This window comes from Pseudothioclava nitratireducens (assembly GCF_029210495.1).
Lineage (GTDB): Bacteria > Pseudomonadota > Alphaproteobacteria > Rhodobacterales > Rhodobacteraceae > Pseudothioclava > Pseudothioclava nitratireducens.
This window is the reverse complement of record NZ_JARGDK010000013.1, coordinates 1-26137: the sequence shown is the minus strand read 5'-3', so window position 1 is coordinate 26137 and position 26137 is coordinate 1. Positions and strand designations below refer to the sequence as shown.

The 26137-nt window shown below is 64.0% G+C and carries 28 protein-coding genes; 20 read left to right on the top strand and 8 right to left on the bottom strand.

The genetic code is table 11. The features are described 5' to 3' along the window. Window positions 1–154 precede the first annotated feature (154 nt). Window positions 155–1165: an SLAC1 anion channel family protein gene (locus tag P0X85_RS13385; protein WP_275814299.1), complete on the bottom strand. Its 1011-nt coding sequence runs from the start codon at window positions 1163–1165 to the stop codon at window positions 155–157. Between the two features lie 166 nt (window positions 1166–1331). Here P0X85_RS13385 and P0X85_RS13380 point away from each other — a divergent pair, with 166 nt between their 5' ends. The 3 genes from P0X85_RS13380 to P0X85_RS13370 all read left to right on the top strand — a co-directional run bounded on the left by P0X85_RS13380 (window position 1332) and on the right by P0X85_RS13370 (window position 2528). After that, entirely contained in the window at window positions 1332–1826 is a 495-nt protein-coding gene (locus P0X85_RS13380; protein ID WP_275814296.1) for an RrF2 family transcriptional regulator, read from the top strand. A gap of 135 nt (window positions 1827–1961) precedes the next feature. Then, entirely contained in the window at window positions 1962–2102 is a 141-nt protein-coding gene (locus P0X85_RS13375; protein WP_275814293.1) for a hypothetical protein, read from the top strand. A gap of 72 nt (window positions 2103–2174) precedes the next feature. Next, window positions 2175–2528, top strand: a complete 354-nt coding sequence (locus P0X85_RS13370) for a TfoX/Sxy family DNA transformation protein (RefSeq protein WP_275814290.1) — start codon at window positions 2175–2177, stop codon at window positions 2526–2528. A gap of 2 nt (window positions 2529–2530) precedes the next feature. Here the strand turns inward: P0X85_RS13370 and ndk are convergent, their stop codons facing one another. Further along, on the bottom strand, window positions 2531–2953 hold the full coding sequence (ndk, locus tag P0X85_RS13365; protein WP_275814288.1) for a nucleoside-diphosphate kinase: 423 nt from the start codon (window positions 2951–2953) through the stop codon (window positions 2531–2533). 210 nt (window positions 2954–3163) lie between these two features. On the opposite strand from ndk, the gene P0X85_RS13360 reads away from it, so the two are divergent. The 3 genes from P0X85_RS13360 (at window position 3164) to P0X85_RS13350 (ending at window position 6505) form a co-directional block, all read left to right on the top strand. After that, window positions 3164–3460: a hypothetical protein gene (locus P0X85_RS13360; protein WP_275814285.1), complete on the top strand. Its 297-nt coding sequence runs from the start codon at window positions 3164–3166 to the stop codon at window positions 3458–3460. Window positions 3461–3506: 46 nt separating this feature from the next. Next, window positions 3507–5363, top strand: a complete 1857-nt coding sequence (locus P0X85_RS13355; RefSeq protein ID WP_275814282.1) for an ABC-F family ATP-binding cassette domain-containing protein — start codon at window positions 3507–3509, stop codon at window positions 5361–5363. 137 nt (window positions 5364–5500) lie between these two features. Next, complete coding sequence (locus P0X85_RS13350) at window positions 5501–6505, top strand: Fe(3+) ABC transporter substrate-binding protein (protein WP_275814279.1); 1005 nt, start codon at window positions 5501–5503, stop codon at window positions 6503–6505. Between the two features lie 87 nt (window positions 6506–6592). On the opposite strand, the gene P0X85_RS13345 is transcribed toward P0X85_RS13350, so the two are convergent. Continuing rightward, window positions 6593–7375: a hypothetical protein gene (locus P0X85_RS13345; RefSeq protein WP_275814276.1), complete on the bottom strand. Its 783-nt coding sequence runs from the start codon at window positions 7373–7375 to the stop codon at window positions 6593–6595. A gap of 150 nt (window positions 7376–7525) precedes the next feature. Between P0X85_RS13345 and P0X85_RS13340 the strand changes: the two genes are divergently transcribed. Next, the gene (locus P0X85_RS13340; protein WP_275814273.1) at window positions 7526–8461 is read left to right on the top strand and encodes a nucleoside hydrolase; all 936 of its coding nucleotides are present in this window, start codon (window positions 7526–7528) and stop codon (window positions 8459–8461) included. A gap of 114 nt (window positions 8462–8575) precedes the next feature. After that, entirely contained in the window at window positions 8576–9994 is a 1419-nt protein-coding gene (locus P0X85_RS13335; RefSeq protein WP_275814271.1) for a protein adenylyltransferase SelO, read from the top strand. A gap of 1 nt (window position 9995) precedes the next feature. On the opposite strand, the gene P0X85_RS13330 is transcribed toward P0X85_RS13335, so the two are convergent. After that, on the bottom strand, window positions 9996–10661 hold the full coding sequence (locus P0X85_RS13330) for a DUF2238 domain-containing protein (protein ID WP_275814268.1): 666 nt from the start codon (window positions 10659–10661) through the stop codon (window positions 9996–9998). A 63-nt stretch (window positions 10662–10724) separates the two neighbouring features. Here P0X85_RS13330 and P0X85_RS13325 point away from each other — a divergent pair, with 63 nt between their 5' ends. The 3 genes from P0X85_RS13325 (at window position 10725) to eno (ending at window position 13793) form a co-directional block, all read left to right on the top strand. Continuing rightward, complete coding sequence (locus tag P0X85_RS13325; RefSeq protein ID WP_275814265.1) at window positions 10725–11441, top strand: endonuclease/exonuclease/phosphatase family protein; 717 nt, start codon at window positions 10725–10727, stop codon at window positions 11439–11441. 94 nt (window positions 11442–11535) lie between these two features. Beyond that, a complete protein-coding gene (locus P0X85_RS13320) occupies window positions 11536–12423 on the top strand; it encodes a DMT family transporter (protein ID WP_275814262.1) in 888 nt (295 codons plus the stop codon). Window positions 12424–12518: 95 nt separating this feature from the next. After that, entirely contained in the window at window positions 12519–13793 is a 1275-nt protein-coding gene (eno, locus tag P0X85_RS13315) for a phosphopyruvate hydratase (protein ID WP_275814259.1), read from the top strand. A 92-nt stretch (window positions 13794–13885) separates the two neighbouring features. Here the strand turns inward: eno and P0X85_RS13310 are convergent, their stop codons facing one another. After that, a complete protein-coding gene (locus P0X85_RS13310) occupies window positions 13886–14332 on the bottom strand; it encodes a DUF4405 domain-containing protein (protein ID WP_275814257.1) in 447 nt (148 codons plus the stop codon). 129 nt (window positions 14333–14461) lie between these two features. On the opposite strand from P0X85_RS13310, the gene P0X85_RS13305 reads away from it, so the two are divergent. After that, the gene (locus P0X85_RS13305) at window positions 14462–14836 is read left to right on the top strand and encodes a hypothetical protein (RefSeq protein ID WP_275814254.1); all 375 of its coding nucleotides are present in this window, start codon (window positions 14462–14464) and stop codon (window positions 14834–14836) included. Between the two features lie 182 nt (window positions 14837–15018). After that, window positions 15019–15528: a DUF1097 domain-containing protein gene (locus P0X85_RS13300; RefSeq protein WP_275814251.1), complete on the top strand. Its 510-nt coding sequence runs from the start codon at window positions 15019–15021 to the stop codon at window positions 15526–15528. A gap of 137 nt (window positions 15529–15665) precedes the next feature. Here the strand turns inward: P0X85_RS13300 and P0X85_RS13295 are convergent, their stop codons facing one another. Beyond that, a complete protein-coding gene (locus tag P0X85_RS13295; RefSeq protein WP_275814248.1) occupies window positions 15666–16775 on the bottom strand; it encodes an anhydro-N-acetylmuramic acid kinase in 1110 nt (369 codons plus the stop codon). 59 nt (window positions 16776–16834) lie between these two features. Here P0X85_RS13295 and tyrS point away from each other — a divergent pair, with 59 nt between their 5' ends. Further along, window positions 16835–18085: a tyrosine--tRNA ligase gene (tyrS, locus tag P0X85_RS13290; protein WP_275814244.1), complete on the top strand. Its 1251-nt coding sequence runs from the start codon at window positions 16835–16837 to the stop codon at window positions 18083–18085. 121 nt (window positions 18086–18206) lie between these two features. Here tyrS and P0X85_RS13285 read toward each other — a convergent pair whose 3' ends face one another. Both P0X85_RS13285 and P0X85_RS13280 read right to left on the bottom strand, forming a co-directional pair. Then, window positions 18207–18788 (bottom strand): peptidylprolyl isomerase, encoded by a 582-nt coding sequence (locus P0X85_RS13285; protein WP_275814241.1) that lies wholly within the window; start codon window positions 18786–18788, stop codon window positions 18207–18209. After that, window positions 18781–19287, bottom strand: coding sequence for a peptidylprolyl isomerase (locus P0X85_RS13280; RefSeq protein WP_275814238.1), 507 nt, complete (start codon window positions 19285–19287; stop codon window positions 18781–18783). The genes P0X85_RS13285 and P0X85_RS13280 overlap by 8 nt, the downstream gene beginning before the upstream one ends. 161 nt (window positions 19288–19448) lie before the next feature. On the opposite strand from P0X85_RS13280, the gene P0X85_RS13275 reads away from it, so the two are divergent. The 6 genes from P0X85_RS13275 (at window position 19449) to P0X85_RS13250 (ending at window position 26026) form a co-directional block, all read left to right on the top strand. Then, entirely contained in the window at window positions 19449–20639 is a 1191-nt protein-coding gene (locus P0X85_RS13275; RefSeq protein WP_275814235.1) for a phosphoglycerate kinase, read from the top strand. Window positions 20640–20817: 178 nt separating this feature from the next. After that, window positions 20818–21711: a fructose bisphosphate aldolase gene (locus P0X85_RS13270; RefSeq protein ID WP_275814232.1), complete on the top strand. Its 894-nt coding sequence runs from the start codon at window positions 20818–20820 to the stop codon at window positions 21709–21711. A gap of 156 nt (window positions 21712–21867) precedes the next feature. Further along, window positions 21868–22164: an FtsB family cell division protein gene (locus P0X85_RS13265; RefSeq protein ID WP_275814229.1), complete on the top strand. Its 297-nt coding sequence runs from the start codon at window positions 21868–21870 to the stop codon at window positions 22162–22164. A gap of 166 nt (window positions 22165–22330) precedes the next feature. Next, window positions 22331–23353, top strand: coding sequence for a pyruvate dehydrogenase (acetyl-transferring) E1 component subunit alpha (pdhA, locus tag P0X85_RS13260; protein WP_275814226.1), 1023 nt, complete (start codon window positions 22331–22333; stop codon window positions 23351–23353). Between the two features lie 15 nt (window positions 23354–23368). Beyond that, the gene (locus P0X85_RS13255; RefSeq protein WP_275814223.1) at window positions 23369–24730 is read left to right on the top strand and encodes a pyruvate dehydrogenase complex E1 component subunit beta; all 1362 of its coding nucleotides are present in this window, start codon (window positions 23369–23371) and stop codon (window positions 24728–24730) included. A gap of 12 nt (window positions 24731–24742) precedes the next feature. Further along, complete coding sequence (locus tag P0X85_RS13250; RefSeq protein WP_275814220.1) at window positions 24743–26026, top strand: pyruvate dehydrogenase complex dihydrolipoamide acetyltransferase; 1284 nt, start codon at window positions 24743–24745, stop codon at window positions 26024–26026. The last annotated feature ends 111 nt before the right edge of the window (window positions 26027–26137 follow it).

Sequence of the window (26137 nt, the reverse complement as noted above, 5' to 3'; positions counted from 1 at the left end):
TCGGACCTGCGCCCTTTTCTTTGTCTCCAGCGGCCGCGCGCATGGGCAGGGAAAGCTGCGCCTCCGGCGGGCGTATCTTGGGTTTGATGAAAGCGGGAACAGCAAAAGAAAACGGCCCCCGCTGGGGCCGTTTTGCAAAGCACAGCAATGTGGCTTATTCGGGCTGGCAGATTTCGTGGCGCGCGATCCCGAGAAGCGTGCGCGCAAGCAGCCCGCCGATCAGCACCGTAAGCCCGATCAGAAGCGCTGTCGCCAGCCGGGTGTGGAAGGCCGATCCTGTCATCTCGGCATAGAGGAAGCTCGCAATCGTCAGCGCGGCGAGCGGGAAGCTCAGCGCCCAGAAGGACATCGCAAAGGGAAGTCGCAGGATGCGCGGGATCTGCACCGCGACGATCAGCGCAAAGACATAGCCGAGCGAAAGCAGGATATGGCCGAAGGGATCGACGCCATGCGCCTCGGTGCCGGGAACCGCCGTCAGGCGCAGCCAGGCGATGAAGGCCACGGCGGGCGGCGCCACCATGATCACCAGCGTCGGCTGCAAGCGGCCGGGCAGCGGGTCATGGAACACCAGCCGGTTGAAGACCAGCGTCAGCAACACTACCCAAAAGATCATCCCCGCCGAAAAGAACAGCCAGCTGATCTCTGTAAAGCCAAGCTGTGCGCCCGCGACCGGTACGATCACATTGCCCACCGCCGGGATGAACCAGGCCGGGTTGAGATGGCCGTGCTGAAAGCTGCGCGTGCCGATCCAGTTGGTGACCACCGCGATGGTCAGCGTGCCCTGAAGCGCCGTGCCGATCACCCAGAGCGCCAGCGCCGCTGGCTTGGAGACCGAAAGCGTGATGGTCGCCAGCAGCAGCAGCGAGACCGAAACCGTCGGGAAGAAGGACAGGCGCACCGGATGGGCCCATTCGCCCTTGACCGCGCCGGGGTGGCGCAGCGCCTTGGAGAGATAGCCGATGCAGACCAGCGCAAAGACCAGCACGGTCAGCGCAAAGCCCGCCTGATAGAAGATCGCGGGCAGCCCGATCACGCCCGAGGCCGCCCGCAGCGCCAGCGTGAACCCGCCCAGCCCCATCGTGGTGGCGAAGAAGGTGATCGGAAAATGCGCGAGCCGGGAATGGGCTTCGGGCATGGCGGCGGGGGTGCCTTGGGCAGTGGTCATGTCATGCTCCTTTCCCGGCGGGACCGGGCTTCACATTCAGTTTTGCGCATATATATCGCGTCCCGGCGGCGGACCACAGCGCGAAATGATGCATTTGCGATATCTGATCTGGGTCAAATCGTCTCGGGCGGAGATCCGTTAAAAGACCTCAAACGAGGAGCGGCCCATGCGACTGACAACCCGAACCAACCTTGCCATGCGCGTGCTGATGTTTTGCGCGGTCAATCCGGGGTTGACCGTGCGCAAGCACGAGATCGCGGCCGCCTGCAACGCGTCGGAGAACCATCTTGCACAGGTGGTCAACACCTTGGCTCAACGCGGGTTTATCGACACGCAGCGCGGGCGCAGCGGCGGCTTGCGGCTGGCCCGGCCGATGGATCAGATCTGTGTCGGCGAGGTGCTGCGCGCCTTCGAGGCGACGTTGCCCTTTGCGGAATGCTTCGATCTGGAGACCAATACCTGCCCGCTCCACGAGGCCTGCCTGTTCCGTGAGGCGCTGACCGAGGCGCTCGATTCGTTTTATGCCGCACTCGATCGCAAGACGCTGGCCGATCTGGTCGCGGATAACCGCGCGCTCGAAAATCTTCTGCAATTGCCCGGCGCGCCGACGATCCCGATCTGCGGCGCGGCGCCTGCGCGCAAGGCGGATGCGGCAGCCTGAACACAGGTCCCGCGAATGTGATCTGTGACCGATCTGCACCCGATTGACGTTTTTCGGGCGCAGGACTATCTGCCGCCGCATTCTCGCCAGGCTTTGGATTTTCCCTGAAGCCGTTCGCGATCAATGAGGCAGATCATGCAGCAACATCAGATGGGTCAACCAAGCGCCCAGTCGCAGCAAACCGCGCAGCAAGGCGCGAGCCAGCAGCACGGGCAGGCCTCTGCGCCCGCCCAGCAGCAAGGCAGCACCCAGTTCACGGACTGGGCCGCAATCTGAGCCGCGCGGTCGGGCTTGCCCTGACCTGCGGCCAGCGCCCATAATCGGGGCTCCTGCGATACGGAGCCCACGATGCCTACGCCCCTGACCTCGATTTCCGGGATCGGCCCTGCCATGGCCGAAATGCTTGCGCGCGCCGGTATTCCCGACGCCGAGACCCTGCGCGAGATCGGCGCGGATGCGGCCTATCTGGCCAAGCTCCGCGTGGGCGTGCGTCCGCATTTCATCGCCTATTACACGCTGGTCATGGCGCTTCAGGGTCGCCCCTGGAATGACTGCAAGGGCGCGGAGAAGGACGCGCTGCGTCTGCGTTTCGACGCGCTCGAGGACGAAGCCTTCGGAAAGACCGGCGCCGCAGACACGAAAAAGGGCCACCCCCGGATGGAGGCGGCCCTTGATGCCTTGGGTCTGGGGTTGCGCCGTTAGGCTCAGCCGACCAGTTCGAGACCCGAGAAGAAGAAGGCGATCTCTTGCGCGGCGGTTTCCGGCGCATCCGAGCCGTGAACCGAGTTTTCGCCAACCGAAAGCGCGAATTCCTTGCGGATGGTGCCGTCTGCGGCTTCGGCCGGGTTGGTGGCGCCCATCACTTCACGGTTCTTGGCGATGGCGGACTCGCCTTCGAGAACCTGCACGACGACCGGGGCCGACGCCATGAATTCGCACAGTTCGCCGTAGAAGGGACGCTCTTTGTGCACTTCGTAGAACTTGCCGGCTTGCTCCATCGAAAGCTTGATGCGCTTTTGCGCGACGATGCGCAGGCCCGCTTCTTCGAATTTGGCATTGATCTTGCCGGTCAGGTTGCGGTTGGTGGCATCGGGTTTGATGATGCTCAGCGTGCGTTCGATGGCCATGGGACAGCCCTTTCCTGATGAAGTCTTGGGCATAGGCGCCCGGACAAAGTTTCTGGCGCCTGCTAGCACGCGGCCCGGCCAAAGAAAAGCCCCGCGCGCAGCGCATCGTTAGCGCAAGCGGAGCATTTCTGCGCCGCATGCTGCGACCAAATGCACCATGACAGGCCCCCAAATACCCTATAGTTTCACTCGGAAATACAGGAGACCCCCATGCGCCCGATTCTGACCTCTTTCGTCGCCCTGCTGTTCGCCCTCCCGTCCCTCGCGGATGAAGACGGCCTGACCAGCCCCGCCGCCCTGCCCTTCACCTATGAGATGTTCGAAGCGTCTGTGCCGCATACCGATCTCGCCGTCTGCCCGCTCGATCTCATGGCCGAGGGGCGGTTTTGCCGCGTCGCGCTGTTCAACGATGCCTTCCACGTCTTTGTCTTCACCGAAGAGGGCGATCAGCCGCTCGTGGGCTTTCACAGCTATGACGCCGAGCTGATGACCGGGCTTTTCGACTGAAACCCCGCTTGACGGCCCCGCGCCCCTCGGGCAAGCCGGGCGCATCATGCTGCGGATCTCGGACATCACCTATTCGATCGGCGGACGCCCCCTTCTGGAGGGCGCCTCGGCCACCATTCCCACCGGCCACAAGGTGGGCCTTGTCGGCGCGAACGGCGCGGGGAAAACCACGCTCTTCCGGCTGATCCGGGGCGAGCTGGCGCTCGAAACCGGCGAAATCGACCTGCCCGCCCGCGCCCGCGTCGGCGGCGTGGCCCAAGAGGTGCCGTCTTCCTCGACGAGCCTTCTGGATACGGTGCTGGCCGCGGATACCGAACGCGCGGCCCTTCTGGCCGAGGCCGAAAGCGCCAGCGACCCGCACCGCATTGCCGAGATCCAGACCCGCTTGGCCGATATCGACGCCTGGTCCGCCGAGGGGCGCGCGAGCGCGATCCTCAAGGGGCTGGGCTTTGACAGCGAGGCACAGCGCCGCCCTTGCAGCGACTTCTCGGGCGGCTGGCGGATGCGCGTGGCGCTGGCCGGCGTGCTGTTCGCGCAGCCCGATCTGCTGCTCTTGGACGAACCGACCAACTATCTCGACCTCGAAGGCGCACTTTGGCTGGAGCAATATCTGGCGAAATATCCGCATACGGTCGTCATCATCAGCCACGACCGCGACCTGTTGAACCGCGCCGTGGGCGCGATCCTGCATCTCGAAGGGCGCAAGTTGACGCTCTATCAGGGCGGCTATGACACCTTCGCCCGCACCCGCGCGCTCCAACGCGAGGCGCAGGCCGCCGAAGCCAAGAAGCAAGACGCACGGCGCGCCCATCTGCAAAGCTTCGTGGACCGGTTCAAAGCCAAGGCCACCAAGGCCGCGCAGGCGCAGGCGCGGGTCAAGATGCTCGAAAAGATGGTGCCGATCACCGCGCCCGAAGAGGCCGCCAAGCAGGTCTTCACCTTCCCTGAGCCCGAGCAACTCTCGCCGCCGATCATCTCGATGGAAGGCTGCGCCGTGGGGTATGATGGCCCGCCCGTTCTGAAGCGGCTGAGCCTGCGGATCGACCAGGACGACAGGATCGCGCTTTTGGGCCGAAATGGCGAAGGGAAATCCACACTTTCCAAGCTGCTGGCCGACAAACTTAAACCATGCGAAGGGCGGATCACCCGGTCTTCCAAGCTGCGGATCGGCTATTTCGCACAGCATCAGGTCGATGAGCTGGAGCTGGCCGAAACGCCGCTCGCGCATCTGCAACGCCAGCGCCCGGATGAGGGCCAACCTCGCCTGCGCGCGCGTCTGGCGGGCTTTGGACTGGGCGCGGATCAGGCTGAAACCCCGGTCGGGCAGCTTTCGGGCGGGCAAAAGGCCCGGCTGTCGCTCTTGCTGGCAACGCTCGACGCGCCGCATCTTTTGATCCTCGACGAACCGACCAACCACCTCGATATCGAAAGCCGCGAGGCGCTGGTCGAAGCGCTGACCGCCTATACCGGCGCCGTGATCCTTGTCAGCCACGACATGCACCTGCTCTCGCTGGTGGCGGATCGGCTGTGGTTGGTCAAGGGCGGCTCGGTCGCGCCCTATGAGCGCGATCTGGCGGCCTACCGCGCCGAATTGCTGGCGGGTGATCCGGCCGAGAAACCGGCCCCCGCGAAACCCAAGGACAAGCCCGCGCGCCCGTCGCGCGACGCGCTCCTTGCGCTCCGTGCGGAGGTGCGCAAATGCGAGGAGCGCGTGAACAAGCTCTCCGAGATGCTTGAAAAGCTTAATGAAAAGCTGGCCGACCCGGGGCTTTACGAAGCCACACGCGCGGCTGAGCGCGACAAGTGGCTGCTCAAACATGGGGAGGCGCGCGAGGCGATGGACCGGGCCGAAGCGCTGTGGATGGAGGCGCTGGAGAAGCTGGAGATGGCAGAAAACGCCTGACGATGCGGCCCCGCGCGACATGAGGCCCGCCCCCAACACCGGGGCGGGCTTTTTATTTCCGATTGCTTCACTCAGGTATTGACCGACCCCGAGTCGCCTCGTATAGAACGCTCAAATTCCGACAAAAGGAGTCGACAATGAAAACGCGCCTGTTCCTCGCCCTGACCACAACGCTGGCCGCTGCGCCCGCGCTGGCCGATGAGGTCAACGTCTATTCCCACCGTCAGCCCGAGCTGGTGCAGCCGTTGTTTGACGCCTTCACTGAAAAGACCGGGATCAACGTGAACGTGGCCTTTGTCGACAAGGGCATGGTCGAACGGCTTCAGGCCGAGGGCGCCCGCTCCCCCGCCGATCTGGTGATGACGGTCGACATCGCGCGGCTTCAGCAGGTCGTCGAAGCCGGCGTGACCCAGCCGGTCGAGGACGAGGCGCTGATCTCGATCATCCCGGATGCCTTCCGCGACCCCGACAATCACTGGTTCGGCCTGACGACCCGTGCGCGGATCGTCTATGCCTCGAAAGATCGCGTGGCCGATGGCGAGGTGACCTCCTACGAGGATCTGGCCGATCCGAAATGGCAGGGCCGCATCTGCACCCGCTCCTTCACCAGCGATTACAATGTCGCCCTCACCGCCGCCTATATGGCGCATCACGGCGAGGAAGCGACCCGCACCTGGCTCGAAGGGGTCAAGGCGAACCTCGCGAAAAAGCCCGAGGGCAATGACCGCAGCCAGGTCAAGTCGATCTGGGCGGGCGAGTGCGATATCTCGCTGGGGAACACCTATTACATGGGCCAGATGATCGCCGATCCCGAGCAGAAGGAATGGGCGGACTCGGTGCGCATCGTGTTCCCGGTCTTCGAGGGCGACGGCACGCATATGAACATCTCGGGCGTGGCGATGACCAAGGCCGCACCGAACAAGGCGGCGGCGATGCAGCTGATGGAATTCCTTGTGTCGGACGCGGCGCAGGCGATCTATGCCGAAACCAACCACGAATTCCCCGTGAAGGACGGCGTGGCGCGTTCGGAGCTGGTGCAAAGCTGGGGTGAGTTCACGCCCGACAGCCTTGGTCTCGTGGATGTGGCCAAGATGCGCCCCGCGGCGCTCAAGCTGATCGAAGCGGTGAATTTCGACGGCTAATTTCAGTCTTATGCGACCGGGCAGCCGCCCTGCCCAACGCATGACGAGGCGTCCCGGTCACCGGGGCGCCTTTCGCGTTTCAGGGGATCACTCCGCCGCCAGCGGCAGGCAGGTCTCTTGCGCGATACGCAGCCCCGGCAGTGCCGCCAGTTGCGACAGATCGGCCTGATATCGCTTGCGCAACCGCGCAGCGTCAAGCGCGTCAAATGCGGCCAGCGGCGCGGGCTGTGGCTGGCGGGCATGGAACTGCACAAGGCGCGCGATCTGGCGTGCAGGCAGCGCAAGGCCCGCCCGGTGGAACCGCTGCATCATGGCAATCGCGGTGTCGGGCATGGCGGGGCGCGCAGCCCCTGCCCCGACCGTCAGCGCAAGATCGGGCAGAAGCGCGGCAAGGATTTCGTCGGCTCCCTGCGGCATCGGCAGCACGATCAGCTCTCGCGGGGCGAAGGCCGCGAGAATGTCCTGCGCGAGCGCCACCCAGCCGCGCGAGCGCCCGGCCAGTTCCGGCGCGATCTGGGCAAAATCGGGCATCGCCACGCGCTGCGCCTGCTGGCGCCAAAGCTTGGGATAGAGCAGATCATAGGGCATGACCGGCAGCACGATCCGGCCGACCGGACCGCCAAGCCGCGCCCCAAAATCCTGCGCGCGCGGCGCGGCGAGCGAGAAGAAATCAGCAAGCCCCGAGGCAGGGCGTCCGGCAATCGTCTCATCGACATGAAGCTGCGCACGCGGTTCTGGCCCAGGCGCCACCGTGCCATACCCCGCGGCCTCCAGCGCCTCGCGCGCGGTGCTCAACGCCCGCAGGACCGGACCGCTCAGCCCGCTCGACGCAGGCGTCGAAAGAACGATGTGATGCTCGGACCTGCCCATCCTTGCCTCCGTCTGTGCTCTCAGGGTTTTCCCTGTTCTTGAATCAGAAACTATCCCTCAATTGTGGCCATGATTGGACAGGATTGCGGTTCTGGACAACTTTGCCGCGCGCTGCGACAGTCGCGCCAAACCCGCACGCAGGAGACCCGCATGGCACGCAAGATCATCATCGACACGGACCCCGGACAAGACGATGCGGTGGCGATCCTGCTGGCACTGGCCAGCCCCGAACTGGAGGTTCTGGGGATCACCTGCGTCGCGGGCAACGTGCCGCTCACGCTGACCGCGCTGAACGCGCGCAAGGTCTGCGAATTGGCGGGGCGCGCCGATATGCGCGTCTTTGCCGGATGCGACCGGCCGATGGCGCGGGATCTGGTGACGGCGGAATATGTGCATGGCAAGACCGGGCTCGACGGGATCGAACTGCCCGAACCACGCATGGCGCTGGACGAGCAACACGCGGTCGATTTCCTCATCGAGACGCTACGAGCCGAGCCCGAGGGAGCTGTCACGCTCTGCCCGCTGGGGCCGCTGACGAATATCGCCACCGCCATGGAACGCGCGCCCGACATCGTGCCGAAAATCGCCGAGATCGTGCTGATGGGCGGGGCCTATTTCGAGGTTGGCAACGTCACCCCGGCTGCGGAATTCAACATTTATGTCGATCCGCAAGCCGCTGATATCGTGTTCAAATCCGGCGTGCCGCTGGTAGTGATGCCGCTCGACGTCACGCATCAGGTGCTGACCACCCGTCCGCGCATCGAGACCCTGCGCGCCCTTGGCACCCGTGTCGGCCATGCGGTGGCCAGTTGGACCGATTTCTTCGAGCGCTACGACATGGCCAAATATGGCTCGCAAGGCGCGCCGCTGCATGACCCTTGCGTGATCGCCTATCTGTTGCAGCCGGGGCTGTTCTCGGGGCGTCACGTCAATGTCGAGATCGAGACCGGCTCAGAGCTCACCTTGGGCATGACGGTTGCCGATTGGTGGCGCGTCACCGACCGTCCGGCCAATGCGATGTTCATGGGCGATGTCGATGCGGAAGGGTTCTACGCGCTTCTGACCGAGCGGATCGCGCGGCTCTGAGGGCCGAGGGGGCGCTGCCCCCGCTCCTGCCGAAGCCCCCCGGGATATTTTCGGCAGCGTGAGGGGATTGGCGGGGCGGCGCGGCGCCCTATCTGGCGCAGTGGGAGACATCGAATGATCGAATTTGACAACAGCTACGCGCGCCTGCCCGAGCGGTTCTTTGCCCGGGTTGCACCGGCGGCGGTGCCGGAGCCGCGCCTTTTGGCGGCGAACAGCCGGCTCACGCAGCAGCTTGGGATCGATGCGGACTGGCTACAAAGCGAGGCCGGGCGCGCGATGCTCGCGGGCAACTGGATGCCGGATGGGGCCGATCCGATCGCGCAGGCCTATGCCGGGCATCAGTTCGGTGGCTGGGTCCCGCAGCTCGGCGACGGGCGGGCGGTTTTGTTGGGCGAGGTCGTGACCCCTGAAGGGGCGCGGTTCGATCTACAGCTCAAAGGGGCCGGGCAGACACCGTTTTCGCGCCGGGGCGATGGCAAGGCATGGCTTGGGCCTGTGCTGCGGGAATATGTCGTCTCGGAAGCGATGGCGGCGCTTGGACTGCCGAGCACGCGGGCGCTGGCGGCGGTGGCGACAGGGGAACGGGTCGTCCGGGACGGGTTCGCCCGTCCGGGCGCGGTGCTGACCCGCGTGGCCGCCAGCCATATCCGCATCGGCACCTTCCAGTATTTCGCAGCCCGCGACGACGACGAGGCGCTGCGCCTGTTATGCGATCATGCGATTGCACGTCACTATCCACAGGCCGAGGGGCCGTTAGGGCTGTTACGGGCGGTGGTCGCGGCCCAGGCCGAGCTGATCGCGGGCTGGCTTTCGGTCGGGTTCATTCACGGGGTGATGAATACCGACAACATGGCGATTTCGGGCGAGACCATCGACTATGGCCCCTGCGCCTTCATGGATGCCTATCACCCGCAGACAGTGTTTTCCTCGATCGACCAATGGGGCCGTTACGCCTATGCCGCGCAACCGCAAATCGCGGCGTGGAATCTGGCGCAGCTTGCGACATGCCTTTTGCCGTTGATGGGCGAACGCGAGGCCGCCATCGAGGCTGCGACCGAGGCCGTGCATGGCTTTGCGCCGGCGTTTCAGGCGGCCTGGCTGCGCCGGTTCGGGGCGAAGATCGGGCTGGCCAACCCGACCGACGATGACCGTGCATTGATCGAGGACCTGCTGGGTCGGATGGCCGTAGAGCGGGCGGATTTCACCCGCAGTTTCCGAGGGCTATCGACAGGGCGCGCGCGGGACGAATTCACCGAGCCTGCCGCCTTCGATCAATGGGAGATCAAGTGGCACGCGCGTCTTGCGGGAGAGACAGATGCGCAAGGCGTCATGGCGCGCGCCAATCCGGTGCGCATCCCACGCAATCACCGGATCGAGCAGATGATCGAGGCGGCCGTCGCGGGCGACATGGACCCCTTCGAGCACCTGATGGCGGGGCTTGCCGCGCCCTATGACCCCGCGCCCGAATTCGCCGATCTGGAGGCCGCGCCCAAAGCCGCCGAGATTGTCGAGCGCACCTTTTGCGGGACCTGATCTAGTCGCGGTCGCGGAACTTGCGATAGAGGCGGCGGTTCTTGGCGACAAATTGCTCGAACAGGTTGCGGGTAAAGCCGGGGCCGCGCCCGACCAGATAGGCCCACCCTGCCAGCGCACCGAGCGAGGCGCCGATCACATCGACGATCAGGTCGCCCATCGTGTCCATCAGCCCGGATTTCTGCATGTTCATGCCAAAGAGCTGATCCATACCGAACTCGAAAATCTCCCAGAGCACGCCGATGGTGACCGCCACACAAAACGCGATCAGCGCAAGCGCCCAATGCGGCGCGGCGTAACGGTCGCCCTCGAACAAGGTGAAGACAAAGAGGAACCCCAAGAGACCGAACCCGATCGCCGAGCCGCCATGGAGCGCAATGTCCCACCACCAGAAGCGGTTGTAGTAATCGAAAGCCTCGCCAAGGAAGATCGTCGCAAAGATGAACAGGGTGATCGCCACGATCATCGGGGTCGGCAAGGCCAGACCGATCCGCGAGGTCACATAGCGCGGGATCAGCGTGAGCAAGAAGGTCGCAAGCGCCACCCCGGCGAGCGGCCATTGGCGCTCGAACAGGGCCGCGCAGAATTCAAGCGCAAGCACCGCCCAGATCGCCTGCACGAGGCGGGGTTGCTGACGTAGGTTGTTGAAAAGCGATCCGATCCGCATGGGATCAAACTAGCGCGTGCAAGCCGGGGTGCAAGCGGCGCGCGAGATGGCTATACCAAGGGCATGACGATCCGTATCGCCTCTTACAATCTGCATAAATGCGTGGGCAGTGATGGTCGGCGCGATCCGGGCCGGGTGCTTGACGTGATCAATGCGCTCGGCGCGGATGTGGTCGCGCTGCAAGAGGTCGACCGCCGGATGGGTGCGCGACCGGCTACCCTGCCCGCCCGGATGATCGAGGACGAAACCGATTTCGAGGTGATCGAGCAGCCGCGCACGGGGCCGGACAGTCTGGGCTGGCATGGGCAGGCGGTGCTGGTCAAACGCGGCGCGCGGGTGCTGGGCGTGGGCGGTATCGCACTGCCGGGGCTGGAGCCGCGTGGCGCGCTGTCGGTGCAGGTGGCGATCGACTCGGGCGCGCCCTTCACGGTGATCGGCGCGCATCTGGGCCTGCGTCGTATGGACCGGCGCGCGCAATGGAGACGCCTCGCGCAGGAGTTGCGCCATCATGCGCCCCACCCGGCTCTGGCGATCGGGGATTTCAACGAATGGTCGGCCAAGCGCGGCTTCGAGGTGCTGACCGGGTTCCACGTGCACGCGCCGGGGCCAAGCTATCCGGCGCGCGCGCCCTTCGGGCGGCTCGACCGGCTGGTGACCTGCCCGCAGATCCGGGTGGTGCATATGGGCGTGCTCGATACGCCGCTGGCCCGCAAGGCATCGGATCATCTGCCGATCTGGGCCGATCTGGCGGGCATCGTGCAGCGCGCCCGGCCCCTGTGAGCACGGCGATTGTGCGTGACACAATCGCGCGCTTGCCTGCCACCATAGCGCCCGCCTAAGGAGGGCTCTCGCCCCCGGACAGGATCGTGACCCAATGGAAAATCTGCGCGGAAGCCTTCTGATGGTGCTCGCCATGGCGGGATTTGCCCTTGAGGACATGTTCGTCAAGGCACTGGCCGCGCGCCTGCCGATTGGCGAGGTTCTGGCCCTGATCGGCGGCGGTGGCGCGCTGGTCTTTGCAAGCTTCGCCCTGATACGACGCGACCGGCTGTTCTCACGCGATTTGCTGGCGCCTTCGGTGATCGGGCGCAACCTGACCGAACTCATCGGCACGATGTGCTTTGTCTGCGCCATCGCTTTCACCCCGCTCGCGCAGGCCTCGGCCATCTTGCAGGCGACACCGCTTGCCGTGACGCTGGGGGCCGCGCTGTTTCTGGGCGAGAGCGTCGGCTGGCGGCGCTGGACGGCGATCCTGATCGGGTTTGCGGGCGTCATGATCGTGATCCGTCCGGGAACGGACGGGTTTTCGGTGCTCTCGCTGCTCTCCGTGGCGGCGGTCATCGGACTGGCCGCGCGCGACGTGGTGACGCGCAAGGTGCCCCGCACGATCACCTCGATGCAGCTTGCGACCTATGGTTTCGCCTCGGTCGTGCCGGCGGGCGGGTTCCTGCTCTGGCTGATGGGGGATGTGGCGGTGATGCCCGACCTGACCGAATTCGGGTTTCTCGCAGGCGCGATTATCGTAGGCACGCTGGGCTATTACGCGCTGATCGCGGCGATGCGGATCGGCGAGGTCGCGGTCATCACCCCCTTCCGCTATACTCGGCTGATCTTTGCGCTGATCATCGGCTGGACCGTCTTCAGCGAAGAGGTCGACGAGGCCACGCTGATCGGGGGCGCGGTGATCGTCGGATCGGGGCTTTACACGCTCTGGCGGCAGGCACAGGCCCGCCGTGCCGCCCGCGCTTCGTCGCTAACATGAGCCAAGGCGCCGATTTTGGCCAAAGCGCTCTTTTCGCCGCGTCAGCAGGCGTCTATAGGGTTGGGCAAATCTTTCAACTCTGAAGGGACGCCCTCATGAGCACGATCATCGACATCCACGCCCGCGAAATCCTCGACAGCCGGGGCAACCCGACCGTCGAAGTCGACGTCATCCTCGAAGACGGCACGATGGGCCGCGCTGCTGTGCCCTCGGGCGCGTCGACCGGCGCGCATGAAGCCGTGGAACGCCGCGATGGCGACACGTCGCGCTACATGGGCAAAGGCGTGCTCGAAGCCGTGATGGCGGTGAATGGCGAAATCGCAGAGAACCTCGTGGGCGAAGACGTCACCGAGCAGGTCGAGATCGACCGCGCGATGATCGAGCTTGACGGCACCGACAACAAAGGCCGTCTGGGCGCGAACGCGATCCTCGGCGTGTCGCTCGCCTGTGCGAAGGCCGCGGCCGATTTCACGATGCAGCCGCTCTACCGTTATGTCGGCGGCACCTCGGCCCGCATCCTGCCCGTTCCGATGATGAACATCATCAACGGCGGTGAGCACGCCGACAACCCGATCGACATTCAGGAATTCATGATCATGCCGGTCTCGGCAGGCAATATCCGCGACGCGGTGCGCATGGGGTCCGAAGTCTTCCACACGCTGAAGAAAGAGCTGTCGGCGGCGGGTCTCTCGACCGGTCTGGGCGATGAGGGCGGCTTCGCGCCGGAACTGGCCTCGACCACCGCCGCGCTCGACCTGATCCTGAAATCCATCGAAAAGGCAGGCTATAAGCCGGGCGAAGATATCTATCTCGCGCTCGACTGCGCCTCGACCGAGTATTTCAAAGGCGGCAAATACGAGATGAAAGGCGAAGGCCTCTCGCTCTCGTCCGAAGAGAACGCGGATTACCTTGCCAAGCTCTGCGCCGCCTACCCGATCATCTCGATCGAAGACGGCATGGCCGAGGATGACTGGGACGGCTGGAAGATCCTGACCGAGAAGCTGGGCGACAAGGTGCAACTGGTCGGCGACGATCTCTTCGTGACCAACCCGCGCCGTCTGGCCGATGGCATCAAGCAAGGCGTCGCCAACTCGATGCTGGTGAAAGTGAACCAGATCGGCACGCTCACCGAGACCCTCGAAGCGGTCGAGATGGCCCACCGCGCGCGCTACACCAATGTCATGTCGCACCGCTCGGGCGAGACCGAGGACGCGACCATTGCCGACCTCGCGGTCGCCACCAATTGCGGTCAGATCAAGACCGGGTCGCTGGCGCGCTCGGACCGGCTTGCGAAATACAACCAGCTGATCCGCATCGAGGAAATGCTGGGTGAGACCGCACAATATGCCGGGCGCTCGATCCTCAAGTGATCGCGGGACACGGAACGGATCAAGGGGGCCCCGCGGCCCCCTTTTTCATGTGCGCCGCGCGGGGCGTATCTGGGGTTTGATGAAAGCGGGCCTCACCAGAAATCGCGCCGGAACCAGCTTGCGAGGTGTTCGAGCCAGCTTATCGGCGGCCAGGATAGAACCGCGAGCAGAACCGTGACACCCACGAGACCCAAGGCGAGGGCAAGCTCGCGGCGGTGGCAGAGCGTGCGGGCCGCCGCCGACCAGAGCAGGTTGCGGATCACCGACCAGTGCAGCCAGATATGCCAGACGCCGGCCCCGATAAAGACAAACCCGGTGGCGAGATGGATCAACTCCCATTGCGGGCGCGACAGGCCGAGAAGCGACCAGCCGAGATCGGCGGCGATGCGCCCCGAGGGCGCGATCATCACCACGAGTCCCGAGGGCACCATCACCAGAAAGGCGAGACCCACAAGAAACACCGCAGCAGCGCGATTGGAAAAAGGCGCGACCTTGCGGGCGGCGGGGGTTGGGCAGGGATCGGTATGAGACGCGGTCATGGGAACCTCCATTTCCGAACGGCTCAAGCTTACGCCTTTCGGCCCGCTTGCGCCATGACGCAGATCAGCGCGGATTGACGTCGTGATGTCGCAGCGGTCAAGTACGGACATTCTGTTGGAAGGCCATTGATGCGCAGATTTCGACTGTTCGGATATGCCGACGTGATCGCCGGAGTGCTGACTCTGGCGCTTGCGGTTTATCTGGCCTCGCTTCTCAACTGGCACAGCACCGTGGCCTCCGGGGCGCAATGGGTCCGCATCACGCGGGTCGAAGTTTCCCACGCCCGCTACACTTCGGGCTATGTCATCCGTGGCGAAACCCTCTCGGGCGAGGCTGGCCAGTTCTTGCCAGATCCGACGTCGCGCGTCCTCCGCGAAGGGGACTGGGTCTGCGCTACGGTGCGCAAGGTGTTCCTGCGCGTCGGACCGGAGTTCCGCGCGGTCGATGACGCCGCCTGCCCCGAGATGCACGAGCCCGGCGGCACGCGCCCCGCACAATCTTGAAACGCATGACGGGGCGAGCCTTCGGTCACGGGATCTGTCTCCGCTACATGCCGCGCCCGCATCTGCGCCCAAAGTCGGGTCGGTCGTAAGACGCGACGCACCTTGGTCCCGATAGCCGAGCCCCTGCCTGCGCCATACCCTCTCGCGCAGCGCCATGACGCGCATATAAAAGGGAGGGGAACATGAACCTGATTACCGCACTGGCGATTTCCATCGGCGCCTTGGCCGCTGTCGCCACCTATCTGTGCCTCGGCACCGGGCTCGGCCTGCAAGTCTGGGCCTTGTTCATCGGCTGGGGCGCCTATTACCACACGGGTGGCACCGCCCAGAGCATCACCAAATGCGCCGCGAACCACGCCTGGGGCGTGATTGTCGCAACCGTCGCGCTGTTCGTCGTCGCAACGGTCGGCGGGGCAGTTCCGGTGACCTCGCTCATCGTGGGCCTGTCGGTCGTTGTGTTGGTGCTCGGCGCGCATCTTCCGCTGCTGGCCACGATTCCGGCGGCGGTCTATGGCTATGCCTCCACGGCGGCCTTCTGCCTGTTGACCGGCGTTGCGATTGGCGATCTGGCCGCTTCCGTGCCTGCCGCAGGCATGGTTCTGGTCTCGCTGATCCTCGGCAACCTGTTCGGCTTTGTCTCGGAGAAAGGCGCGGGCCTCCTTGTGAAACCGCAACAGACTGCCGAGGCATGAACCGTGTTCGGGCCTGATCGCATCGCTACCCTGTTTGGGCCCAGCACGCCCGGGCGTCTTGCCCGGGCAACTTGCGTTCCGCCGTTCCCCTTGCGCGGCCACAGCCCGAAACCTCGCGGCAAGGCGGGCCAGCCCGCTCACTCCCCCGCGCTGATGCGTCCGCCGCCGATCTGCGCGGCCACGCCGGTCGTCGCAGGTCCCGACGTCGGCAGGCCGCGCGCCACGCGCAGCGCGAGATAGGCGAAAGCTTGGGCTTCGAGCATGTCGCCGTCGAGGCCGATATCCTCAATGGGGGCAACCGGGCAGTTCACCCGCTGCGCAAGCGCCACCATCAGCGCCTGATTGAGCCGCCCGCCCCCCGTGACATAGATCGCCGCGGGTGGGGCCGGGTAATGCTCCGCCCCGCGCGCAACGGCGGCGGCGGCACAAGCGGTAAGCGTAGCCGCCGCATCGGCGTCGGACAGCGCCTCGACACCGCTCAGGGCGTCATGGAAATCGTTTCGGTCCAATGATTTGGGCGGGATGCGCAAGAAATAGGGATGGGAAAGGAACCGCGCCAGCAGGGCTTCATCCACCTGCCCGCCGAGCGCCAGAGCGCCACCCTCGTCGCAATCGCGCCCCAACCGCGCGCGCATCAGATCGTTGATCGGCGCATTGGCAGGCCCGGTATCGAAGGCAAGGATCGCGCCCGGCACGTCTGGCCCAGGTTCGCGCGGATCGAGCCATGTCACATTGCCCACGCCGCCGAGATTGAGGATCACGACCGGCGCGTCGAGCCCCGCCCATTTTGCGCAGGCAAAGTGGAAATAGGGCGCGAGCGGCGCGCCCTGCCCGCCCATCTCCACATCCATCGAGCGGAAATCCCAGACCACCTTACGCCCCAGTACCTCTGCCAGAATGTCCCCATCACCCGCTTGATGCGTCCGGCGCGGCCCTTGCAACCCGAAAGGATCATGCGCGAGCGTTTGCCCGTGGAAGCCCACGATCTCAGCCTCCGGGAACTCCGAGAGGATTTCGGCATGGGCCAGTTCGACCACTTCGGCGGCGGCGGCGACCCCATCTTCACCCGGCCAGCACCCAAGCGCGGCCCGCAAAACGTTGCGCTCGGCCTCGGTATAGGGGCGATAGGCGCTGCGGCCGAACTCGACGATCCGCTCGCCATCGGTCAGAACCAGCGCCGCGTCCACCCCGTCGAGCGATGTCCCCGACATCGCCCCCACAGACCAGATCGCGTCGGGCTTCAACATGGCTTCCCCTTCATTCCATGGACCGATATACGCATGGGGCGAAGAAAGGGACAAGCACGATGACCTACCACCCGAAATCAGACTTCATGCGCGTGATGATCGAACGCGGCTTTCTGGCCGACTGCACAGATTATCAAGGGCTGGACGAGGCTTTGGTCAAAGGGATCGTGCCGGCCTATATCGGCTTCGATGCGACCGCGAAGTCGCTGCATGTCGGCTCGCTCATCCAGATCATGATGCTGCGCTGGCTGCAAAAGACCGGGCACAAGCCGATCACGCTCATGGGCGGTGGCACCACCAAGGTGGGCGATCCTTCGTTCCGCTCGGATGAGCGCCCGCTTTTGGGCCCCGATCAGATCGCCGAGAATATCGCGGGCATCCAGAAGGTCTTTGCGAAATATATCGACTACGCCGACGGGCCGAACGGCGCGCTTATGCTCGACAATGCCGAATGGCTGGACGGGCTGAACTACCTCGATTTTCTGCGCGATATCGGGCGGCATTTCTCGGTCAACCGGATGCTGAGCTTTGAATCGGTGAAGTCGCGGCTCGATCGGGAGCAATCGCTGAGCTTCCTCGAATTCAACTACATGATCCTGCAAGCCTATGACTTTCTGGAGCTGAACCGCCGCTACGGCTGCCTGCTGCAAATGGGCGGCTCGGACCAGTGGGGCAATATCGTCAACGGGATCGACCTGACGCGCCGCGTGCTCGATCAGGAGATCTACGGCCTGACCTCGCCGCTTCTGACCACCTCGGACGGCAAGAAGATGGGCAAGTCGCAAAACGGCGCGATCTGGCTCAATGAAGAGATGCTGAGCGCCTATGAGTTCTGGCAGTTCTGGCGCAACACGACCGATGCCGATGTGGGCCGGTTCCTGAAACTCTACACCGAGCTTCCGCTCGACGAATGCGAACGGCTCGGCGCGCTCCAAGGCTCCGAGATCAACGAGGCCAAGATCGTGCTGGCCAATGAGGTGACCGCGCTCTGCCATGGCCGCGCCGCCGCCGAGGCTGCCGAAGCCACCGCGCGCGAAGTCTTCGAGAAGGGCGGCGTGGGCGATGACCTGCCCACCCTCGCCCTGCCGGCAGCGGAACTGGTGGAGGGCATCAGCCTCGCGCAGCTCGTGGTGCGCTCGGGTCTTGCGAAATCGGGCAAGGACGGCAAGCGCCTGATCGCCGAGGGCGGGCTCAAGGTGAATGACGAGACCTGCACCGACGCGGGCCGCATGTTCACCGCAGCCGATCTTGTCAGCCCGGTCAAGCTCTCGGCGGGCAAGAAGCGTCACGCTCTGGTTGAACTCGGCTAAGCCACACCAAACCAAAATCAAAGGGCGCGCGGGTTTCCCCCGCGCGCCCTTTTGCTTTCATCAAACCCGAAATACTCCGGGGGGATGACCGTCAGGTCAGAGAGGACAGCGCCCCCTGCCCTCACTCCTCGACCGAGGCCGCAGCGATGTAGTCAGGCTCGTCCACGATCCCGTTGCGCGCGGCACTGCCCTTCTTGATCTGATCGACGACTTCCAGCCCTTCGATCACATGGCCCACGATCGTGTATTGGCCATTCAGATGCGGGGCGGGTTCGAACATGATGAAGAATTGCGAATTGGCCGAATTCGGGTCCGCCGAGCGCGCCATGCCGACCATGCCGCGCTCGAAGCTGCGGTTCGAGAATTCCGCGGGAAGATCGGGCATATCCGAACCGCCCATCCCGGCCATCTGCACATTGCCGCCACGCTTGCCGAATTGCACGTCCCCCGTCTGCGCCATGAAGCCGTCGATCACGCGGTGGAACACCACGTCATCATAGGCCCCCGACTTGGCGAGTTCGACGATGCGCTCGACATGTTTCGGCGCCACGTCGGGCAGCAGGTCGATCACCACCTTGCCCGAGGTCGCGCCCGCGATCTCGAGCGTCAGGTTCGGTCCGTCGGTATCGGGCACGCCCGACCCTTCGGCCAGCGCGCCAGTGGCAAATGCGACAAGGGCGGCAGAGGCGAGAAGCTTACGCATCGGCGGCCACCTTCACCGAGATCATCCGGTCGGGGTTCCGCGGCGGCTCACCGCGCGCGATCTTGTCCACATGCTCCATCCCAGAGATGACACGGCCATAGACGGTGTATTGGCCGTTCAGGAAATGGTTGTCGCTGAAGTTGATGAAGAATTGCGAATTGGCCGAGTTCGGGTTCATCGAACGTGCCGCGCCGAGCGTGCCACGATCATGCGGCAGCTTGGAAAACTCCGCCGGAAGGTCCGGGTATTGCGAGCCGCCGGTGCCTGCGCGGCCCGGATTGTAGTCTTTTTCCATATTGGCGTTCTCGACATCGCCCGTCTGGGCCATGAAGCCCTCGATCACCCGGTGGAACGCCACGTTGTCATAGGCGCCATCGCGGGCGAGCTGCTTCATGCGCTCGGAATGCTTGGGCGCGACATCGGGCAGAAGCTCGATGACGACGGGGCCATCCTTGAGTTCGATGATGATCGTGTTTTCGGGGTCTTTGATCTCGGCCATGAACGGTCCTCCAGAATTTTGCGCAACTTTAGGCAAGGGCTTGCAGATTCGAAAGGCGAAACCGCGCGGGGCCGTTGACGCCCCCCTCACATCGGGGCAAGTTTGCGTGAACCGCGCCGGTGGACGGCCCCCGCCGCGCGCGTCAATCAGGAGAAGACAGTATGGCTTGGAAAACGCTCGACGAGATGGATCTATCGGGCAAGGTCGTTTTGGTGCGCGTGGATATCAACGTCCCCGTCGAGAACGGCAAGGTCACCGACACGACCCGGATCGACAAGATCGTGCCGACCGTCAAGGATATCATGGCGGCTGGCGGCAAGCCGGTTTTGCTGGCCCATTTTGGCCGCCCGAAAGGCGAGGTCGTCCCCGAGATGAGCCTGCGCCCGTTGGTGCCCGCGCTCTCGCAAGCCCTTGGGTGCCCGGTGCAATTCGCCGAGGACAGCATCGGTGGCCCGGCCAAGAAAGCGGTGGCCGCATTGCAGGCGGGCGAGGTTCTGCTGCTGGAAAACACCCGCTTCCACGCGGGTGAGGAAAAGAACGATCCCGAACTGGCTGCCGCGATGGGCGCGCTTGGCGAGGTCTATGTGAATGACGCCTTCTCGGCCGCGCACCGCGCGCATGCTTCGACCGAAGGGATCGCCCATATCCTGCCCGCCGCCGCCGGACGGTTGATGGAGGCGGAACTCAAGGCGCTGGAAGCCGCACTTGGCGACCCGGTCCGCCCGGTGACGGCGGTTGTCGGCGGGGCCAAGGTCTCGACCAAACTGGACCTGCTGGGCAATCTCGTGAGCAAGGTGGACAACCTTGTGATCGGGGGCGGCATGGCGAACACCTTCCTTGTGGCGCAGGGCGTGGATGTCGGCAAATCGCTGGCCGAGCATGACATGGCCGACACCGCCCGCGAAATCCTCGAAAAAGCCTCGGCGGCGGGCTGCCGGATCGTGCTGCCGGTCGATGTCGTCGTTGCGCGCGAGTTCAAGGCCGGTGCCGCGAACGAAACAGTCGCCGCGGATGCCTGCCCGGCAGATGCGATGATCCTCGACGCAGGTCCGAAATCGGTCGAAGAGATTTCGGATGTGTTCGAGAACTCGCGCACGCTGATCTGGAACGGGCCGCTCGGCGCGTTCGAAATCGCGCCGTTCGATGCCGCGACCAATGCGGCGGCGGTGAAGGCGGCAGAGCTGACCGAAGCCGGGTCGCTGACCTCGGTCGCGGGTGGCGGGGACACGGTTGCGGCGCTGAACAAGGCCGGAGCCGCTGCGCGCTTTACCTATATCTCGACTGCGGGCGGTGCCTTCCTTGAATGGATGGAAGGCAAGGAACTGCCCGGCGTGAAAGCGCTGCAAGACTGAAACATGAAGCGGCCCGCCCTGACACATGGCGGGCCGCTTCACATCCGCACCACCCGCGCCCGGCGCGAGACATACGGCTGTTAGCGTTACCCCGATTGAACGCGCCACCGCGAACCGCTATCGGAGGGGCAGCACCCGGGCCAAAGGCCCATGATTGCAATGGATTGAGGGGATTCTCATGTCGAACGCCAAGCAGACCGAACAGATGCGCAAGGGTGAGGGCTTCATTGCCGCGCTGGATCAGTCGGGCGGCTCGACGCCCAAGGCGCTGCGCCTCTACGGGATCGAAGAATCGGAATATTCGGGCGACACCGAGATGTTCGACCTGATCCACCAGATGCGCAGCCGGATCATCAAATCCCCCGCCTTCACCGGCGATAAAGTGGTTGGCGCGATCCTTTTCGAGCAAACGATGGACCGCGACATCGACGGCACGCCGACCGCAACCTACCTGTGGGAAACCCGCGGCGTGGTGCCCTTCCTCAAGATCGACAAGGGCCTTGAGGCGGAGGTGAACGGCTGCCAGATGATGAAGCCGATCCCGGGGCTCGACGATCTGCTCTCGCGCGCCGCCAAGGCCGGGATTTTCGGCACCAAGGAGCGCTCGGTGATTTCGGCGGCGAATGCCGAGGGGATCAAGGCGGTCGTCGCGCAGCAATTCGAGCTGGGCAATCAAGTGCTCGCCCATGGGCTCGTGCCGATCATCGAGCCGGAAGTGACGATCTCGATCGCGGACAAGGCCGAGGCCGAGGCAATTCTGCGTGACGAGATTCTCGCACAGCTCGACGCCCTGCCCGCCGACAAGCAGGTGATGCTGAAACTCACCCTGCCGAGCGAAGCAAATTTCTATAAGCCGCTGGTCGATCATCCGCGCGTGATGAAGGTCGTGGCGCTGTCGGGCGGCTACTCGCGCGACGAGGCGAATGCGAAACTCGCGCAGAACACCGGCATGATCGCCTCGTTCAGCCGCGCGCTGACCGAGGGGCTGAGCGCAAAGCAGACGGATGCGGAATTCGATGCGATGCTTGAAGAGGCAATCTCGTCGATCCACGCGGCCTCTGTCGCGGGCTAAACGTATCACAGACGTTAAAGTGGACGGGCCCTGCGGGGCCCGTTTCCATTTCCGCAGCCTTTTTTTGCGCGTCCACCCCAAGGGGGATTCACAAGGCGAATCACTTATGGCATGATCACCCTATCGCCCGGAAAGAGGCGTTGAGGCAGGACAGATATGACGCGCAAACGGCCCGGTTTCGGCCCCCTGATCTTTTTCGGAATCTCCCTCGTGCTGGCGGCGTATTTCGCCTTTGCCGCCGTGCAGGGGTCTTACGGGATTTTCCGTCAGGTCCAGATCGAAGCGGAGATCGCGGAGTTGACCGTCGAGCGTGACGCGCTGCGCGCCGAAGTTGAGCGGATGGCCAACCTGACGCGCCGCCTGTCGGATGCCTATCTTGATCTCGACCTGCTCGATGAGCGCGCGCGCGACGTTCTGGGCACCCTGCGTTCCGATGAAATCGTGATCCGCTAAACCGCTTCGGCGCCACGACTGGGCGTGCTTTCAGCGACAAATCGCCAGTTTTCAAGGCCGTCCCGATGAGGGGCGGCTTTTGCATGCAGGGCGATTGCAGTTCATGACGCAATGTTATAAAAGTGGTTTAACGTTGAACTATTCCACCGGAATGGGAGGAGCCACCATGGCGGCACGCAAAGGGTCGGAGGCGAGCAACGCCTCCAAGGCCAATATTTCCAAGGACGACCTGCTAACCTATTACCGCGACATGCTGCTGATCCGGCGCTTCGAGGAGAAGGCGGGTCAGCTTTACGGCATGGGACTGATTGGTGGTTTCTGTCACCTCTATATCGGGCAAGAGGCCGTTGTGGTCGGGCTCGAGGCGGCCGCCGAAGACGGCGACAAGCGCATCACCTCCTATCGCGACCACGGCCATATGCTCGCCTGTGGCATGGACCCGAAAGGCGTCATGGCCGAGTTGACGGGCCGTGAGGGCGGCCTGTCGAAGGGCAAGGGCGGCTCGATGCACATGTTCTCCAAGGAGAAGCATTTCTACGGCGGCCACGGCATCGTGGGCGCGCAGGTGCCGCTCGGCGCCGGTCTGGCCTTTGCCGACAAGTATAATGAGAATGGCCGCGTGACCTTCACCTATTTCGGCGATGGCGCTGCAAACCAGGGTCAGGTCTACGAGACCTTCAACATGGCGGCGCTGTGGAAGCTTCCGGTGATCTTCGTGATCGAGAACAACCAATACGCGATGGGCACGGCGCAGAAGCGCTCGACCTCGACGCCGGATCTCTACACGCGCGGCGAGGCCTTCGGCATCCCCGGTGAGATCGTGGATGGCATGGACGTTCTGGCGGTGAAGGCGGCGGGCGAGAAAGCCGTTGCGCACTGCCGCGCGGGCGATGGCCCCTACATTCTGGAAGTGAAGACCTACCGGTATCGCGGCCACTCGATGTCGGACCCGGCGAAATATCGCACGCGCGAGGAAGTTCAGAAGATGCGCGAAGAGCGTGATGCGATCGAGCATGTGCGTGAGCTGCTGCTCGCGGGCAAGCACGCAACTGAGGATGAGCTGAAGGCCATCGACAAGGAGATCAAGGCTGTGGTCAACGAGTCAGCCGAGTTCGCCAAGGAGAGCCCCGAGCCCGCGCTGAGCGAGCTTTGGACCGATATCTATGCCGATGACGCGGCGCAGGCCTGAGGGGGAGACCGAGAAATGGCTACTGAAATCCTGATGCCCGCCCTGTCGCCGACCATGGAGGAAGGCACGCTGGCGAAATGGCTCAAGAACGAGGGCGATACGGTCGCGGCGGGCGACATCATCGCCGAGATCGAAACCGACAAGGCCACGATGGAGTTCGAGGCGGTCGACGAGGGGATTCTGGGTAAGATCCTAGTGCCCGCCGGGACCGCTGGTGTAAAGGTGAACACGCCGATTGCGGTCCTCGTCGAAGAAGGCGAAAGCGCGGATGACGTGAAACCGGCGTCCCCCAAGGCGGATGCCCCTGCCCCGGCAGCGCCGGTCTCCGCGGTCGAAGAAGCGCCCCATCCGGTCAAGGCGGCGGATACGACGCCCGACTGGCCGGAAGGCACCGAGATGAAGTCCATGACCGTGCGCGAAGCGTTGCGCGAGGCGATGGCCGAAGAGATGCGCGGCGATGCGAGCGTGTATCTGATGGGCGAGGAAGTCGGTGAATATCAGGGCGCCTACAAAATCTCGCAGGGTCTTCTGGACGAGTTCGGCGCGAAACGCGTGATCGACACGCCGATCACGGAGCACGGCTTTGCGGGGATTGCAGTGGGCTCGGCCTTTGGTGGGTTGCGCCCGATCGTCGAGTTCATGACCTTTAACTTCGCGATGCAGGCGATTGACCAGATCATCAACTCGGCAGCCAAGACGCTCTATATGTCGGGTGGCCAGATGGGCTGCCCGATCGTGTTCCGCGGCCCGAACGGTGCCGCCGCCCGCGTGGCAGCTCAGCACAGCCAGGATTACGCCGCATGGTATGCGCAAATCCCCGGCCTGAAAGTGGTGATGCCCTACTCGGCGGCGGACGCGAAGGGCCTTTTGAAGAGTGCGATCCGCGACCCCAACCCGGTCATTTTCCTCGAGAACGAGATCCTTTACGGACGCTCCTTCGACGTGCCGGTGCTCGACGATTTCACCATCCCCTTCGGAAAGGCCAAGATCTGGCGCGAAGGCACGGATGTGACGCTGGTGAGCTTCGGGATCGGCATGGCACATACGCTGGAAGCGGCAGACAAGTTGGCCGAGCAAGGGATTTCGGCGGAGGTGATCGACCTGCGCACGCTGCGCCCGATTGACTATGACACGGTGCTCACCTCGGTGATGAAGACCAACCGCTGCGTCACCGTGGAAGAAGGCTGGCCCGTGGGTTCCATCGGAAACCACCTCAGTGCCGTCATCATGGAACGCGCTTTCGACTATCTCGACGCGCCGGTGATCAACTGCACGGGCAAGGATGTGCCGATGCCTTACGCGGCCAACCTCGAGAAACTGGCGCTGATCACCTCGGATGAAGTGGTCGATGCCGTCAAAAAAGTCACTTACCGCTAAGGGGTTAGAGAAATGGCAACTGAAATTCTGATGCCCGCCCTGTCCCCCACGATGGAAGAAGGCACGCTGGCGAAATGGCTGGTGAAAGAAGGGGATACGGTCTCGTCCGGCGATATTCTGGCCGAGATCGAAACTGACAAGGCAACGATGGAGTTCGAAGCCGTGGATGAAGGCGTGATCGGCAAGATCCTGATCGAAGCCGGGACGCAGGGCGTGAAGGTCAATACGGCCATCGCGGTGCTCTTGGAGGAAGGTGAGGACGCCTCGGCCGCAGCGGAGGCTCCGAAAGCGGCGTCCCCTGCTCCGAAAGCCGAAGCCCCTGCACCGGCAGCATCGGCTGCCGCTTCTGCGCCGACCACGCCAAAAGCGACGGATGCGCGCCGGATATTTGCGTCCCCGCTCGCCCGTCGCATCGCTGCGGAGAAGGGTTTGGACCTGTCGACAATCACCGGCTCGGGTCCGAAAGGCCGCATCGTGAAAGCGGATGTCGAGGCAAGCACCGTGCGGACGAAACCCGCGACGGCTGCGCCTGCGCCCACCCCGACGGCCACTCCGGCACCGACGTCCCCGGGCGCCGATGTCATCCGCAAAATTTACGAAGGCCGTGCCTTTGAAGAACTGCCACTTGACGGGATGCGCAAAACCATCGCCGCGCGCCTCACCGAGGCCAAGCAAACGATCCCGCATTTCTATCTCCGCCGGGATGTCACGATTGACAACCTGTTGGAGTTTCGGGGGCAACTAAATAAGCAATTGGAGGCGCGCGGGGTGAAGCTGTCGGTCAACGACTTCATCATCAAAGCCTGCGCGTTGGCGCTTCAGGCCGTTCCGACCGCAAATGCGGTTTGGGCCGGCGATCGCGTGCTGCAAATGAAAGCGTCCGATGTCGCGGTCGCGGTAGCAATCGAAGGCGGCCTGTTTACGCCGGTACTGCAAGATGCCGAAAGCAAATCCCTGTCGAAACTGTCTTCCGAAATGAAGGACCTTGCGAAACGTGCGCGCGATCGGAAGCTCGCTCCGCATGAATACCAGGGTGGCAGCTTTGCGATTTCGAATCTGGGGATGATGGGGATTGAAAATTTCGACGCCGTCATCAACCCACCGCATGGAGCGATCCTCGCGGTAGGCGCCGGCATCCAGAAGCCAGTGGTCAAAGAGAGTGGCGAAATCGGCGTCGCGACGGTGATGTCGATGACGCTTTCAGTCGACCACAGGGTGATCGACGGGGCACTCGGCGCGGAATTGCTTGCAGCTATCGTGTCAAACCTTGAGAATCCAATGGCAATGCTTGCCTAAAGGTCTCGCGCGAAACGAAAAAGGCCGGGACGCTCGGTAGCGTCCGTCAAGGTGGTGTAATTTCCCAGATGGCCTGAGGTCATGATCAGGCGGCTTTCGTGGTTATGCTGA